The sequence below is a fragment of the Streptomyces sp. NPDC006259 genome, from assembly GCF_042870975.1.
In the GTDB taxonomy this organism is placed as follows: Bacteria; Actinomycetota; Actinomycetes; order Streptomycetales; family Streptomycetaceae; genus Streptomyces.
The window spans coordinates 816811-831677 of record NZ_JBIAHY010000003.1; the positions used below are offsets into that span (position 1 = coordinate 816811).

General features: G+C 72.6%; 11 protein-coding genes. 6 read left to right on the forward strand and 5 right to left on the reverse strand.

The features are described 5' to 3' along the window. Positions 1–32: 32 nt before the first annotated feature. The 3 genes from glgC to ACFYO5_RS14925 all read left to right on the forward strand — a co-directional run bounded on the left by glgC (position 33) and on the right by ACFYO5_RS14925 (position 4321). The gene (glgC, locus tag ACFYO5_RS14915) at positions 33–1253 is read left to right on the forward strand and encodes a glucose-1-phosphate adenylyltransferase (protein WP_356566060.1); all 1221 of its coding nucleotides are present in this window, start codon (positions 33–35) and stop codon (positions 1251–1253) included. Positions 1254–1407: 154 nt separating this feature from the next. Further along, entirely contained in the window at positions 1408–2739 is a 1332-nt protein-coding gene (locus ACFYO5_RS14920) for a wax ester/triacylglycerol synthase family O-acyltransferase (protein WP_388708594.1), read from the forward strand. Between the two features lie 103 nt (positions 2740–2842). After that, the gene (locus ACFYO5_RS14925) at positions 2843–4321 is read left to right on the forward strand and encodes an SDR family NAD(P)-dependent oxidoreductase (protein ID WP_388708597.1); all 1479 of its coding nucleotides are present in this window, start codon (positions 2843–2845) and stop codon (positions 4319–4321) included. Between the two features lie 308 nt (positions 4322–4629). Here the strand turns inward: ACFYO5_RS14925 and ACFYO5_RS14930 are convergent, their stop codons facing one another. Next, a complete protein-coding gene (locus ACFYO5_RS14930) occupies positions 4630–5835 on the reverse strand; it encodes a DUF4241 domain-containing protein (RefSeq protein ID WP_388708600.1) in 1206 nt (401 codons plus the stop codon). Between the two features lie 681 nt (positions 5836–6516). Here ACFYO5_RS14930 and ACFYO5_RS14935 point away from each other — a divergent pair. Beyond that, entirely contained in the window at positions 6517–6690 is a 174-nt protein-coding gene (locus ACFYO5_RS14935) for a hypothetical protein (RefSeq protein ID WP_356566052.1), read from the forward strand. 121 nt (positions 6691–6811) lie between these two features. Here the strand turns inward: ACFYO5_RS14935 and ACFYO5_RS14940 are convergent, their stop codons facing one another. The 3 genes from ACFYO5_RS14940 to ACFYO5_RS14950 all read right to left on the reverse strand — a co-directional run bounded on the left by ACFYO5_RS14940 (position 6812) and on the right by ACFYO5_RS14950 (position 10609). Then, complete coding sequence (locus ACFYO5_RS14940; RefSeq protein WP_388708602.1) at positions 6812–8155, reverse strand: amidase; 1344 nt, start codon at positions 8153–8155, stop codon at positions 6812–6814. Positions 8156–8242: 87 nt separating this feature from the next. Continuing rightward, positions 8243–8962, reverse strand: a complete 720-nt coding sequence (locus ACFYO5_RS14945; protein ID WP_388708605.1) for a FadR/GntR family transcriptional regulator — start codon at positions 8960–8962, stop codon at positions 8243–8245. Positions 8963–9184: 222 nt separating this feature from the next. Next, positions 9185–10609 carry a lipase maturation factor family protein gene (locus tag ACFYO5_RS14950; RefSeq protein WP_388708607.1) on the reverse strand — a complete coding sequence of 475 codons (1425 nt, stop codon included), beginning with the start codon at positions 10607–10609 and terminating at the stop codon, positions 9185–9187. A 121-nt stretch (positions 10610–10730) separates the two neighbouring features. On the opposite strand from ACFYO5_RS14950, the gene ACFYO5_RS14955 reads away from it, so the two are divergent. Both ACFYO5_RS14955 and ACFYO5_RS14960 read left to right on the forward strand, forming a co-directional pair. Beyond that, entirely contained in the window at positions 10731–12818 is a 2088-nt protein-coding gene (locus tag ACFYO5_RS14955; protein ID WP_388708609.1) for a SpoIIE family protein phosphatase, read from the forward strand. A 31-nt stretch (positions 12819–12849) separates the two neighbouring features. Beyond that, entirely contained in the window at positions 12850–13713 is an 864-nt protein-coding gene (locus tag ACFYO5_RS14960) for an Fpg/Nei family DNA glycosylase (RefSeq protein WP_388708611.1), read from the forward strand. 401 nt (positions 13714–14114) lie between these two features. Here ACFYO5_RS14960 and ACFYO5_RS14965 read toward each other — a convergent pair whose 3' ends face one another. Then, positions 14115–14771 (reverse strand): zf-HC2 domain-containing protein, encoded by a 657-nt coding sequence (locus ACFYO5_RS14965; protein ID WP_356566041.1) that lies wholly within the window; start codon positions 14769–14771, stop codon positions 14115–14117. Positions 14772–14867 lie beyond the last annotated feature (96 nt).

A 14867-nucleotide genomic window follows, 5' to 3' on the forward strand; every position in this document is an offset into this window, starting at 1 on the left:
AATGGATCAACATCTGGGTGAGGGGAGCGGCCATGCGTCGTGGTGGACCTTCGGTCCTCGGGATCGTGCTGGCGGGTGGCGAGGGCAAACGCCTGATGCCTCTCACCGCGGACCGCGCGAAGCCCGCGGTCACCTTCGGCGGGACGTACCGTCTCGTCGACTTCGTGCTGTCCAATCTCGTCAACGCCGACATCCTGCGCATCTGCGTCCTGACGCAGTACAAGTCGCACTCGCTGGACCGGCACATCACCACGACCTGGCGGATGTCGAGCCTGCTCGGCAACTACGTCACCCCGGTCCCGGCCCAGCAGCGCCTCGGCCCGCGCTGGTACCTGGGCAGCGCCGACGCCATCCTCCAGTCGCTGAACCTGATCTACGACGAGCGGCCCGAGTACGTGGCCGTGTTCGGCGCCGACCACGTGTACCGCATGGACCCGCGCCAGATGCTGGCCCAGCACATCGACAGCGGCGCGGGTGTGACGGTGGCCGGCATCCGGGTGCCGCGCGGCGAGTCCGCGTCGTTCGGCGTGATCACACCGGGTTCGGACGGGCAGACGGTGGAGCGGTTCCTGGAGAAGCCCGCCGACCCGCCGGGCCTCGCCGACGACCCGGAGTGCGTGTTCGCCTCGATGGGCAACTACATCTTCACCACCAAGGCCCTCATCGAGGCGCTCACGCGGGACGCCGAGGACGAGCACTCGGTGCACGACATGGGCGGTTCGATCCTGCCCCAGCTCACCGACCGCGGTGAGGCGCAGCTGTACGACTTCAGCGACAACCACGTGCCGGGGGAGACCACCCGGGACCAGGGCTACTGGCGGGACGTGGGCACGCTCGACGCGTACTACGACGCCCATATGGACCTCATCGCCGAGCGGCCCGCGTTCAACCTGTACAACCGCAGCTGGCCCATCTACACCCACTCGGGCCAGCTCTCCCCGGCCCGTTTCAACGCGGGCGGCATCGCCGGCGAGTCGATCATCAGTGCGGGCTGCCTCATCCGCGGCCAGGTCACCCGGTCGGTGCTGTCCCCGGGCGTCCTGGTCGATCCCGGGGCGGTCGTCCAGGGCTCGATCCTGCACGACAACGTCCACATCGGGCGGGGCGCGGTGGTGCGCGGGGCCATCCTGGACAAGAACGTCGAGGTACCGCCCGGCGCGACCATCGGCGTCAACCCGGAGCGGGACGCGGAGCTGTACTCGGTCTCGAAGGCGGGCGTGATCGCGCTCGGCAAGGGGCAGAGGGTCTCGTGAGCGGAGTGTCGTCCTCGATGACACTTTCGACTTGAATGACCTTTTTGGTACGTACTTCACGCGTTGTTAACTATGCGTAACTTGATCGTGCTTGACCGTAATCGAGGGAGGCGATTGACTACCGGTTCACTCCCCGTAGACGCGAGGCAAGTCCTTGACCGCTGATCCGCTGGCCCCCCTCGACCTGGCGTTCTGGAACATCGAGTCTCCCGAGAACCCGATGCACCTCGGCGCGCTGGGTGTCTTCGCCGCGCCCTCGGCCACCGCCGCCGCCCACGCCGCCGACCTGCTCGCCGGCCGGGCGGCCGCCGTTCCCGGACTGCGCATGCGGATCCGCGACGTGTGGACGCCGCTCGCCGCGCCGCTCTCCTTCGGCGGTGCCGTGCGCGAGCCGGACCCGGAGTTCGACCCGCTGCACCACGTCCACCTGCACCCGCCCACCGCCGACTTCCAGGCGGCGGCCGGACGGCTCATGGAGCGCCCGTTGGAGCGCGGCCGGCCCCCGTGGGAGGCGCACGTCCTGCCGGGCGAGGAGGGCGACGGCTTCGCCGTCCTGTTCAAGTTCCACCACGCCCTCGCCGACGGTCTGCGCGCGCTGACCCTCGCCGCGGCCGTCCTGGACCCCATGGACCTGCCCGCACCCCGGCCCCGCCCCCCGGTGCCGGCCCGCGCTCCGCTGCCCGAGGTGCGGGAACTCGCCGGACTGCTGCGCGGCGCCCTGTCCGACGTGGGCCGCGCCCTCGACATCGGGGCCTCCGTCGCCCTCCACACCCTCGGCATGCGCTCCACCGCCGCCCTCACCGCCGCACCCACCGGCACCCGCCGCACCGGCGGCGTGGCCGTCGACCTCGACGACGTGCACCGGGTGCGCAAGGTCGTCGGCGGCACCGTCAACGACGTACTGATCGCGGTGGTCGCCGGGGCCCTGCGCGCCTGGCTCGACGAGCGCGGCGACGGCAGCGAGGGGGTGACCCCGCGCGCCCTCGTCCCGGTCTCCCAGCGCCGCCCGCGCACCGCCCAGCCCCAGGGCAACCGGCTCTCCGGCTATCTGGTGCGGCTCCCCGTCGACGACCCGGACCCGCTCGGCCGGCTCCGCGCGGTCCGCGCCGCCATGAACCGGAACAAGGACGCCGGACCCGGCCGCGGCGCGGGCGCCGTCGCTCTGCTGGCCGACCACGTCCCCGCCCTCGGCCACCGCCTCGGCGGTCCCCTGGTCAGCCAGGCCGCCCGGCTCTGGTTCGACATCCTGGTCACCAGCGTGCCACTGCCGGGCATCGGTCTGAGGCTCGCCGGGAACCCCGTCACCGAGGTGTATCCCTACGCCCCGCTCGCCCGTGGCCAGTCGCTGGCGGTGGCGATCTCGACGTACCGGGGCCGGGTCCACTTCGGCATGGTCGCGGACGCCGAGGCCGTCCCCGATCTCGACCGGTTCGCGCGGGCGCTGACCGCGGAGGTGGAGACGCTCATCACGGCCTGCGGCTCTTGACCCGCGCGCGTTTGGAGGGGTGGCCCGGCGCTCCGTAGAATTCCCGGTTCGAAAGCGGGCGCGGTCGGAGCGCCGCACGGGGCAGCAGGGAAGCGGCAGCGCGATGACGGTGACACAGGACGGCTCGGCGACCATGGACGAGGTCGTGTACGGGCCCGGCATCGACCCCGAGCGGCTGGCGGTCTGCCTCGCCGTGCTGGAGGAACTCGACAAGCTCGACGTCGACCACCCCGACGCGATCGCCGTGCGCCGGGCCACCGCCGGTATCTACCGCTCGGTCAAGCAGCGTCGCCGCCAGGAGCGCCGGGCCGCCAAGACCGCCCACGACAAGGCGGTCACCGAGGCCACCGCGACCGGTTCCGCCCAGCGCATCGACGACGAGACGGAGGGCGTGCTGCCCTCGTCCTCGGTCACCGAGGAGGCCCGGATCGCGGGGGTGCTCCAGCGGCCCCGCTCCTGCTACACCTGCAAGACGCGCTACGTCGAGGTCGACTACTTCTACCACCAGCTCTGCCAGAACTGCGCCGCCGAGAACCGCGCCCGCCGCGACGCCCGCACCGACCTGACCGGCAGGCGCGCCCTGCTCACCGGCGGCCGCGCCAAGATCGGCATGTACATCGCGCTCCGGCTGCTGCGCGACGGCGCCCACACGACGATCACCACCCGCTTCCCGAACGACGCGATCCGCCGTTTCAAGGCCCAGGCCGACAGCGCCGACTGGATCCACCGCCTGAAGATCGTCGGCATCGACCTGCGTGACCCCGCCCAGGTCGTGGCGCTCGCCGACTCGGTGGCCGCCGAGGGCCCGCTCGACATCCTGATCAACAACGCGGCCCAGACGGTACGGCGCTCCCCGCAGGCCTACAGCGAGCTGCTGGCCGCCGAGTCCGCCCCCATGCCCGCCGGTGAGCTGCCCGCCGCCGAGGTGATCGGCACCTTCGGCTCCGGAGCGGTCGCCGCACTCCCGGTGCCCGGCGGCGGCGCCCTGACCGCCCAGGACGTGACGGACCTGGCGCTGGTGTCGGGCTCGGCGTCGCTGGAGCGCATCGCGGCCGGCACGGCGATCGACGCGGGCGGTCTCGTGCCCGACCTGCACGACACCAACAGCTGGATCCAGGCGGTGGAGGAGGTCACGCCGGTGGAGCTGCTGGAGGTGCAACTCTGCAACTCCACGGCGCCGTTCATCCTCATCAGCCGGCTGCGCGCGTCGATGGCGGCGGCCGAGGCCCGGCGGACGTACATCGTCAACGTCTCGGCGATGGAGGGCGTGTTCAACCGCGGCTACAAGGGTGCCGGCCACCCGCACACCAACATGGCGAAGGCCGCCCTGAACATGCTGACGCGCACCAGCGCGCAGGAGATGTTCGACAAGGACGGCATCCTCATGACGGCCGTCGACACCGGTTGGATCACCGACGAGCGGCCGCACCCCGACAAGGTCCGCCTGGCCGAGGCGGGCTTCCACGCCCCGCTCGACCTGGTCGACGGCGCGGCCCGCGTCTACGACCCCATCGTGCGCGGTGAGTCCGGCGAGGACCTGTACGGCGTCTTCCTGAAGGACTACGCGCCCGGCAAGTGGTGACGACGGCGCACCCGCACCGCGCGCGCCAGGGGTGACGGGGTCGTCAGCCGACGGCCCCCGCCCTGCCGACAGCCCCCGCCCGTGAGTCGGGGGTCGCCACCGTCGTCGGCGCGGTCCGCCGGTCCACCCGCACCTCGCGTCGAACCCGGCGACCGGCCCGCCCGACCGCGTCGGCCGTCGCACGGAGAGGCACCGAGCCGAAGTCGGTGACCGAGTGGTCGAGTTCCTCGATCGCCGTGTGCACTCCGGAGGTTCGCCGTGGTGCCGGCCCCCGGCGGTGCGGCCTCGCACCGATGGTCGGCGGCTCCTTACTCTCCTCCGCCGGCGGAATGGAGCTGGAAGTCGACGACGACGCGACCGACCCGTCCGTCCTCGGTGCGGCCGATCCAGACGGGGTACGCCCCGTCGCCCCGGCCGGCACGGAAGGCGATGAGGTTCGGCTCGAACTCCGTGCCGGGCAGTTCGACGCTGAAATGGCTGTCGAGGGGGAGGAACAGGCCCTCGTCCAGCTCGTCCTCGATCACCGTCCGAGTCGCGTCCATGAAAGCCGCTGTGCCGGTATCCACGCCGACCCCGTAGAACCGGCCCTCGCTGAGCAGCCCCAGGTCCTCGTCGGGCCGGAGGGCCATGTCCCACTCGTGGGCCGGGACGTCCAGGAGCGTCACCCCGGCCGCGGCGACATATGCCCCGCGGGTCGTGCGCAGAACCGACAGCGTGACCGGGAACTCGCCCGGTGGCACAGCGACGGTCCGCGGGGTCTTCCCGATCCAGCCGGGGTCCGAGACCACCAACTGCCCTGACGGGAGCCGCAGCAGGCCGGCGTCAACGGGCTCGACGACGGCCGGCCCGTCCGGGGTGTCGCACGCGCCCGGACGGAACAGTTCCTCGATTCCGCCGGCGCGCAGCGGTCCCGCCCCGTCGTCCACCGACACGTCTCTCAGGACTACGGCCGTGGCGGGCTCATGGCCCTGCTGGGCGAGGAGCGGCACGAACACCTGCCAGTCGCCGAACTCCGGTAGGGGACAGAGGAAACTTTCGACGGGCGCCGCGAACCGCCGCACGGGGACGGCCGACGGGTCGGATGGTCGAGCGTGCGGCGGTTCCGTCGACGCTCCCCTCGACCCGGCGAACTCGGACCTCACCTCGACCCGCCCGTCGGCCGAGACGATCGTGGTCTCCTGCACGTCCCACCTCGAGAACGCGTGCGACTGCTCGTCGGAGAACTGCCATCGGGTGTTCCGGTGAGCCAACAACATCCCCGTGCCGTGCGGCTTGAGGTCGATCATCTGCATGCACCAGGACCTGTCGTCGAACAGATACACCCGCCACATCCGGCGCGGCCAGTATTCGACCAGTGCCAGCGGTCGCTCCCGCGCGGACAGCAGAACCGCGTAATCCTTCCCGGCGGCATGTCTGCGTGCCGCGACCGCGCGCGACATCGGGTCCGGGTGGGTCGTTCCCCGATGGGGACCCCACATGTCGCCGTACGACACCTCAAGACTGTCGAAGATCACAGCCGCACATCTCCCCCGTGGCACGAGCCACCCCGGAGCAGTGGCGCTCGACGGGTGACCCCGTCGCGACGCCCTGCCCTTGCGAAACCTCGTCGTGCCGCGAGTCTGCCATCGAGGTGTGACACACAGGATCGTGAGAGGCCCGCCACGGCTACGGTTACGGCTACGGCTACGGCTACGGCTACGGCTACGGCTACGGCTACGGCTACGGCGCGACGGCGCGGCGGTCCGCCCCGTGTGGTCGTCCCCTCGTCCCTCGCCCCTCGTCCCTCGCCCCTCGTCCCCGCGCCGACCGAGCCCGAACCGCCGACGGTCATGCGGGGCCTGTGCGCCCCGGTACGCCGTACGAGTGAAGGTCAAAAGGTGTTTCCGGGGCCGAAAGGGTTGAATCATCTGCGGGGACATCTGGGTGACTTGCCATGGTTACCCCAAATTTTCGGCCCGATCGAGCGGTATCGCGCTCATCTGGTTACTCTGTAGCCGACGGACAGCAGGACGGAGTGCCACCCCACACCCACCGTCCGTCATGGGACAAGCCGGTTCACAGCGGCCTGCTCCTTCTGGAGTTGCCGGCGCCACCGCGTCAGAACTGCCCTTGAGCCAGACCCGAGGGGCGCCAGACGCCGGATCCGCAGACCGACCGGCACGCCCCGAGGGTGACCGACACATAAGGAGTGCGCGGTGACACCGGAGAAGACGAGTCGCGAGCAACGCCCCAAGGATCGCACCGAGCGTGCGGGCCGACGGCCCGGGGAGATCGGCAGCCTCGACGTGTGGGCGCGCTCCGCCCCCATCCGGCTGGCGGGCTACGAGGAAGACCTCAACGAACCCCACATCCTGCCCAGCGTCGACTGACGCCGGCGGGTCGTTCGCGATCGCCGGACGCATGGGCGTGCCGACAGCACGCCCATGCGACATCGGGCCTCTCGGCACCCCGGCACCCCGTCCCGGCGGCCCCGGCCGACCCCGCCGCTCCTCAGTCGAGCGGTGCCGTCCGCCGCCACGGCCGCAGCTCCTCCAACCGCTCCGCCACCCGCAGCAGACTCGTCTCCGCGCCCGGCAGCCCCACCAGTTGGACGGCGGTCGGCGCACCCGACGGGAGCGTGCCGAGCGGGACCACCATCGCCGGCCAGCCGGTCAGGTTCCACGGCGGCGTCAGCGGCGAGTAGTTGGTGTTCGCCAGCACATTGCGCAGCCACCCCCGCTCGTGCCACGGCGCCGACTTCGGCGACCGCCGCGCGAGCGCCGGTGTCAGCAGCACGTCGTACTCCGCGAAGAACGGCTCCAGACGCCGACGCAGCTCCTCGCGCGCCGTGCCGCCGCGCACCCCGGTCAGGAACCGCCGCCCCAGGGACGCGTGCACCCGGGTGCGACGGGTCAGCAGACGCGCGTCCAGGGACCGGGCGTCGACCGCCGTCCCCGCGGTCCAGTGGGCGAGCGAGGTGACGCCCAGCGACAGCGGATACGGCGGATCCGCCCGCCGCACCTGGTACCCGGCCCGCGTCAGTGCCCCGGCGGCCTCGCGCGCCGCCGCCACGTACGGCCCGCTCACCGTCACCCCGGCCAGCGGGCTGCGCACCGACACCGCGATCCTGAACGCGCCGGACTCCTGCGGCCGTTCGACCTCGGTGCCGGCGAGGACCGACAGCATGAGGCGGGCGTCCGCCACCGTCGTCGCCAGCGGACCGTTCTCCGACATCCCGAACCAGTCGCCGTCGCCGATCCCCGCCGGGACCACGCCGTGGCCCGGCTTGACCGTCACCAGGCCGCAGTTGGCCGCCGGAATGCGCAGCGAGCCCATGCCGTCGTTGCCGAGCGCGAGCGGAACCATCCCGGCGGCCACCGCCGCCGCGCTGCCGCCGGACGAACCGCCCGCCGTGCGCGAGGTGTCCCACGGATTGCGGGCGGTGCCGTGGACGCCCTCGGTGGTACCGAAGACGCACAGCTCCGGCACGTTCGTCAGGCCCACCACCACCGCGCCGGCCGCGCGCAGCCGGGCCACGGTGACATGGTCGGCGTCGGCGGGCGTGTCCGGGGTCGCGGCCGAGCCCACGCGGGTCGACTCGCCCCGCACGGCGAGGTTGTCCTTGACCGCCACCGGGACGCCGGCCAGCGGCAGCCGGTCCCGGTCGCCGCGGGCCGCCACCTCGTCGGCCTCCGCGAGCGCCGCCTCCGCCCGCACCACCCGGAACGCCCCGATCAGGCCGTCCAGGCGGGCGATCCGCGCGAGATGCTCCGCCACCACCGCACGGGGCTCGGCGCGCTTCTCGCGTACGGCGGCGGCGATCTCCACGGCGGTACGGCCGACCCACTCGGTCACAGGCGCTCCTCGGTGTGTGGGGGTACGGGGTGCTACTGGCGAGTACAGGGAGAACTGTGCCCCGCGGAGGGCGCCACGTCGAGGGGGCTAGGGGCCCACCTGGGCCCGGAGCCACTGCTCGACCTCACCGACGTGCGCGGCCGCAGCCGCGCGGGCCGCCTCCGGGTCGCGGGCGGCGAGGGCGCGGTGGATCGCGGCGTGCTCCCGGCGGGTGCGGGTGAACGCGCCCTCCTCCTGGTGCTCCCGCCGGACGCGGGCACGGAAGGTGCGCGAGGACAGGCCGTCCACTATGGCCGCCATCGTCTCGTTGCCGGCCGCCGAGGCGATCTCACGGTGGAAGGCGAGGTCGTGGGCGAGGATCTCCTCCGGGTCCTCCGTGGCGTTCATCGCCGCGAGATGGCCTTCCACGGCGGCCAGTTGCTCCGGCGTGATGCGGGCGGCTGCCAGGGCGGCCGCCGTCGACTCCAGGACGCGCCGCACCTCCAGCAGCTCCACCAGCCGCGGGCCCCGGGAGAGACCGGCCACCACACCGAACGTCTCCAGCAGGTCGCCCGCCCGGAGCTGTGTCACGTAGATGCCCGAACCGTGCCGGGCCTCCACCACGCCCATGACCGTGAGCGCCCGGATCGCCTCCCGCATCGAGCTGCGGGAGATCCCCAGCTGTGCTGCGAGGTCGCGCTCGGTCGGCAGCCGCTGGCCCGGCTCCAGCAGGCCCTCGCCGATCATCGCCGTGATCCTTTCGATGGCGCGCCGCGTCACCGTGCCCCTCGGGGCGGTGGGCGGCCCACCGGGCGGGATCTCGTTCACGCACCTCTCCTGTCGTCGATGCGCGCAGTCTAACCAGCCAGTGGTCGGACCACTTGTGCGGTGATCGCGCGTCCGGGGTGTCCCATGGGTGTTCTGGAAGGGAAGTGGTCCGATAAATAACTGACATGGCGTCCCCGACCCCACCCGCGTCATCACGGTCGGCACTTACGACATCCGCTTCCCCGCTTCCCCGCTCCCGCGAACCCGACGGCTCCGAGGCGATCAACCCGGACCCCGAGGAGGCCCCGCCAGCCGCGTCGGCGGCAGGTACTCCCGCACGTACGTCCGCCGCCAGCACGCACCCGTCTCCCGCCGCTCCCGCCGGCTCGTGTACCGGTAGCGGAAGAGGCGGGCACGGATGTGACGCGGGGGTTGGTCGGGCGGGAAGGGGGAGCGGCGCAGCAGGCGGAGCGTGGCGCGGTCGTTCTCCAGCAGCCGCTCCACCAGCGTGCCGAACCAGGGACCGGCGTAGGCGGGGGAGAGCGCGGCGAACCACATCATCCAGTCCAGCCGCAGATGGTAGGGGGCGAACTGGCGCGGCCAGCGCCGCGGATCGCCGGGCTTGCCCCTGAACTCGTACTCCCGCCAGTCGGAGTCCTCGCGCGGCACCTCGTCGAGGGTGCCCTCGATCACCACCTCGTGGCGGACCCGGCTCACACTGCCGAACGCGCCGTAGGTGTTGACCAGGTGCAGCGGGTCGAAGGAACGGTTCATGACCTGCCCGCGCGAGAGCATGTTGAGCACCGGACGGTGGCTGAGGAACAGCAGGAACGCGGCCACCGCCAGGACCACCACCACGTACCAGAGCGGGGCCGCGGGCGTGGACGGCGGGTCGGCGGGGAGTTCGACGGCGGGGACGGCCAGCACGATCGTGATCCAGTTCAGCCAGGAGAAGTTGCCCGAGAGCACCAGCCACAACTGGGTGAGGATCATCAGGGACGCGGCGGCGGTGGCGATCGGCTGCGGGGTGAACAGCAGGAACGGCACGAGCAGCTGGGTGACGTGGTTGGCGGCCACCTCCACCCGGTGCAGCGGCTTCGGCAGATGGTGGAAGTACCAGCTCAGTGGGCCGGGCATGGGCTGCGTCTCGTGGTGGTGGTCCAGACAGGTGAGCTTCCGCCAGCAGGGGTCGCCCCGCATCTTGATCAGGCCGGCGCCGAACTCCACCCGGAACAGCAGCCAGCGCAGCAGGAACAGCACGACGACCGGCGGCGCCACCTCGTCGTTGCCGAGGAACACGGCGAGGAACCCGGTCTCCAGCAGCAGGGACTCCCAGCCGAAGCCGTACCAGGTCTGCCCGACGTTGACGATCGACACGTACAGCGCCCACGGCACCAGCCACAGCAGCATCGCCGCCCACAGCGGCACCAGCGAGTCCAGGCCCGCGACCAGGGCCGCCGACACCGCGCAGCCCGTCCAGGCGCACCCGGCGAAGAAGCGGTCCGAACAGCGCAGGTGGAACACGCTGGGCGCCCGCCGGAACGGTACGCGCCCGACGAACCGGGAGACCGGCAGCACCCCGCGCTCGCCGAGCAGCGCACGGAACTGGAGCGCCGCGGTGAGGAACGCGACCAGGTACACGCCGGCCAGAGCCCGCTGGAAGACCGTCCGGCCGAGCCAGTAGTCGGGTGCGGTGAACCATTCCACGGACGGCCGCTCCTCTCCCGTTCTCCGGGTCCTGACACCCACCGTGTTCCACGCCGGGCCGCCTCAGGCACGTGATCTTCTCCCAGTCGAAGAATCGGACAAATCCTGGCAAGGTGGGCCCATGGTTGATCGGGGAGCGAGCGCACTGTCCCTCCCGGACGACTGGCCCGCCCACCCGGAGCCGATCCTGGCACTCAACCGCATGGGCGGCTTCGACTGGGACCTGGACACCGGCCTGTTCGCCATGGACGCGCGCGCCCACGAGATCTTCGACGTGACCCCCGAGGAGTACGACGGCCGCCCCGAGAGCCTGGCCCCGCGCGTCCCCCCGGCCGAGTCCCTGCGCCTGGACACCCTGGTGGCCCAGGCCATCAAGGACGGCAGCGAGAACTACGGCGCCTACTTCCGCATCCGCCGCCGCGACGGCCGCCTGCGCTGGACCCACACCCAGGGCTACATCCGGCGCGACGACACGGGCCGGCCCCGCCGGATCATCGGCATCGTCCGGGACGCGACCGACGAACTGCGCGACCTCGCCGCCCACCGGGAGGAGACCTCCCTCGACGACGCGCGCCGCGAGCAGACCAACGTCGTACAGCTCACCACCGCCGCCCTCGCACACGCCCGGACCGTGAAGGACGTCATCGACGTCCTCAAGGACACCCACGGCCTCATCCATCTGGGCGCCACCAGCCTCGTGATGGGCCTGGTCGAGGCCGGCCGGATCCGGCTGATCGCCGAAGGCCCCCAGGGCAGCTTCGTGCCCGGCACCCTGGTCACCCGGATCGACGAGCCGTACCCGATGAGCGAGGTGGTGCGCACGCTCACCCCCCGCTTCATCGAGTCGCCCGACGAGTTCGCGGCCGGCTACCCGGTGCTGTGGCCGCACATCACGGACCTGAAGATCACCTCGGCCGCCTATCTGCCGCTCATCGTCCAGGCCCGTCCCATCGGCGCGATGGGCCTGCTCTACAGCGACCGGCGCGGTTTCACCCCCGAGGAACGCAACATCCTCGTCGCCCTCGGCAGCAGCATCGCCCAGTCCCTGCAACGGGCCATGTTCTACGAGCAGGAGAAGGACATCGCCCAGGGCCTCCAGCAGGCCATGCTCCCGCGCACCATCCCGAGCGTGCCCGGCGCCGACGTCGCCGTCCGGTACCGCGCCGCCACCATCGGCGGCTCCCACGGCCGCGACATCGGCGGTGACTGGTACGACCTGATCCCGCTGCCCGGCGGGCGGGTCGGCGCCGTCATCGGCGACGTCCAGGGCCACGACACGCATGCCGCCGCCGTCATGGGCCAGCTGCGCATCGTCCTGCGGGCGTACGCCTCCGAGGGACACACCCCGGCCACCGTGATGGCCCGCGCCTCCGTCTTCCTCCACGAACTCGACACCGACCGCTTCGCCACCTGCCTCTACACCGAGGCCGACCTGTCCACCGGCGTCGTCCAGATGGTCCGGGCCGGCCACATCGACCCGATGGTCCGCGCCACCGACCGCACCTGCCGGCGCGTCTCGGTCCCCGGCGGGCTGCCGCTCGGCCTGTCCGCCGAGTTCGGCAGCCTCGACTACCCCGTGGCCACCCTCGAACTCGACCCCGGCCACACGCTGCTGCTGTGCACCGACGGGCTCGTCGAACAACCCGGCGCCGACCTCGACGACGGCATGCGGGCCCTCGCCGAACTGATCGCCACCGGCCCCGACGACGTCCGCGAACTCGCCGACCTGCTCATCGACGTCGCCGGGCAACGCGGCGGGGACGACGACGTGGCCCTGCTGCTGCTTCGCCGGCGCGGCCCGGACGCCCCGCAGGCCGACAGCCGGCTCCAGCAGCATGTGGCGCCCGGCGACCCCGAGGCCCTCACCCAGGCCCGGCACATGATCCGCGCCGCCGTCCGCGCCTGGGGCGCCCAGGAGCGTGCCGACGACGTCGAGCTGGTCGCCGACGAACTGGTCACCAACGCCCTCATGCACACCGAGGGCGCCGCCATCGTGACCCTGCGCCTCCTCACCGGCGGCGGGCGTCGGCTGCGCGTCGAGGTCGAGGACTCCTCCAGCGCCCTGCCGCGCCGCCGGGAGGCCGGGGACTCGGGCGTCTCCGGGCGCGGCCTGCTCCTGGTCGAGCTGCTGTCCGACGTGTGGGGCGTGGAGGCGCGCGGCGGCGGCAAGTGCGTCTGGTGCGAGTTCGGCGTGCCCGAGCCGCGCTGAACAGCCGGCCCGCGGATGGCACCCTGGACGTATGCCGGAACTCCCCGAGGTCGAAGCGCTCAAGGACTTTCTCACCGAGCACCTGGTCGGCCACGAGATCGTGCGGGTCGTGCCCGTCGCCGTCAGTGTGCTGAAGACGTACGACCCGCCCCTGGCCGCCGTCGAGGGCCAGGCGGTCGGCGCGGTGCGCCGGCACGGCAAGTTCCTCGACCTGGAGACCGCCGACGGCCTCCACCTCGTCACCCACCTGGCCCGCGCGGGCTGGCTGCACTGGAAGGACCGCCTCCCCGACGGCCCGCCCCGCCCGGGCAAGGGCCCCCTCGCGCTGCGCGTCGCCCTGGAGACCGGCGAGGGCTTCGACCTCACCGAGGCCGGCACCCAGAAGCGCCTCGCCGTGTACCTCGTACGCGATCCGCGGGAGATCCCGGGCGTCGCCCGGCTGGGCCCCGACCCGCTCGCCGCCGACTTCGACGAGGAGCGTTTCGCCGCCCTGCTGTCCGGCGAGCGACGGCAGCTCAAGGGCGCGCTGCGCGACCAGTCCCTGATCGCCGGCATCGGCAACGCCTACAGTGACGAGATCCTGCACGCGGCCCGGATGTCGCCCTTCAAACTCGCCGCGTCCCTCACCCCGCGGGAGACCCACCTCCTCTACGACGCCCTGCGCACCACCCTCACGGAGGCGGTGGAACGCTCGCGGGGCGTGGCGGCCGGCCGGCTCAAGGCGGAGAAGAAGAGCGGCCTGCGCGTGCACGGCCGTACCGGCGAGCCCTGCCCGGTCTGCGGCGACACGGTCCGCGAGGTGTCGTTCAGCGACTCCTCGCTCCAGTACTGCCCGACCTGCCAGACCGGCGGCAGACCGCTGGCGGACCGGCGGATGTCGCGGCTGCTGAAGTAGCGCGTCGGCGGTCGGCGCCGATCAGGTGGACCGGCGCGGCGAGGGCGGCGGTGACCGGGGAGGCGGGTTCGCCGGCGGCCCCGTCGTCCTGAGGCCGGCCCGAGCGGCGCGCACCGACCGCGACGGCCGCGGGATCCACGGCGTGCGCCGGCCGGGCCAAAGGTCGGGGGCGGGACCTCCCGGGGGCGGTGCGGAGCGGGCCTCGAACGGGCTCCCGGTGCTCGATCGGCCTCGACGTCGGTGCCGGCGGCCTCCGTCCGGGGGCGGGACGGTGATCCGGCCGAGGTCGGCGGTGCCGGTGGCGGGGCGTGCGGGCGGACCGGCGGTGCGGGTGGCGGGGCTTGCGGACGGACAGGCCGGCGGTGCCACTGGCGGGGCGTGCGGGCAGACCGGCGGGGCCGCTAGCGGGGCTTGAGGACGACGAGGGTCTCGCCGTCCATCGTGCGTACCTCGTAGCGCGCGATCTTGTCGGTCTGGAGGGTCGCGCCGCCCTTCATGGTGTTGGGGCGGGCGTCGTGGTCGGGCACCATCCAGCTGGTGACGATCTCCTCGGCGCCGTCGAGGCCGACGACGATCAGATGGCAGGCGCGGGGACCCGCGGCGTCCTTGACCTCCAGTTCGACCTGGCTGCCCCAGATCTCGTCCTCGGTGGTCACCTGCGCCCATACGCCCGACTTCTGGTCGGTCGCCGTGACGACCCGCACGGGCTCCTCGCCGCCGCCACCGGCCATCATGGCGAGCGCGGGACCGGCGACGGCGACCACCACGGCCGCGGCCACGGCGTACAGCAGCCGGCGCTTGACGGCCCGGCGCCGGGCGGCGACCTCGCCGAGGAGCCGGTCGAGCAGCTGCGGCCCGGGGCCGGCGAAGGGATGCACGACGCGCGGTGTCGCCCGCCGGTACAGCATCAACTGCCGGGTGGTGGCGCCGAACTCGGTGACCTCTGCCGCGCATCGAGGACACTCCATGAGGTGGTCCTCGAAACGGAAGGCCTCCGCCTCGTCCAGCACGCCCAGCGCGTACGCGCCGACGTCGCGATGCCTCTCCAGGGACCTCATGCCGAAACCTCGCGCCGTTGAGTGCCAGTGGGGTTACTCCTTGCTCCCACCGGTACGGACCAGGCCACGGAATCACTCAAGCCCCGTACCGAATCG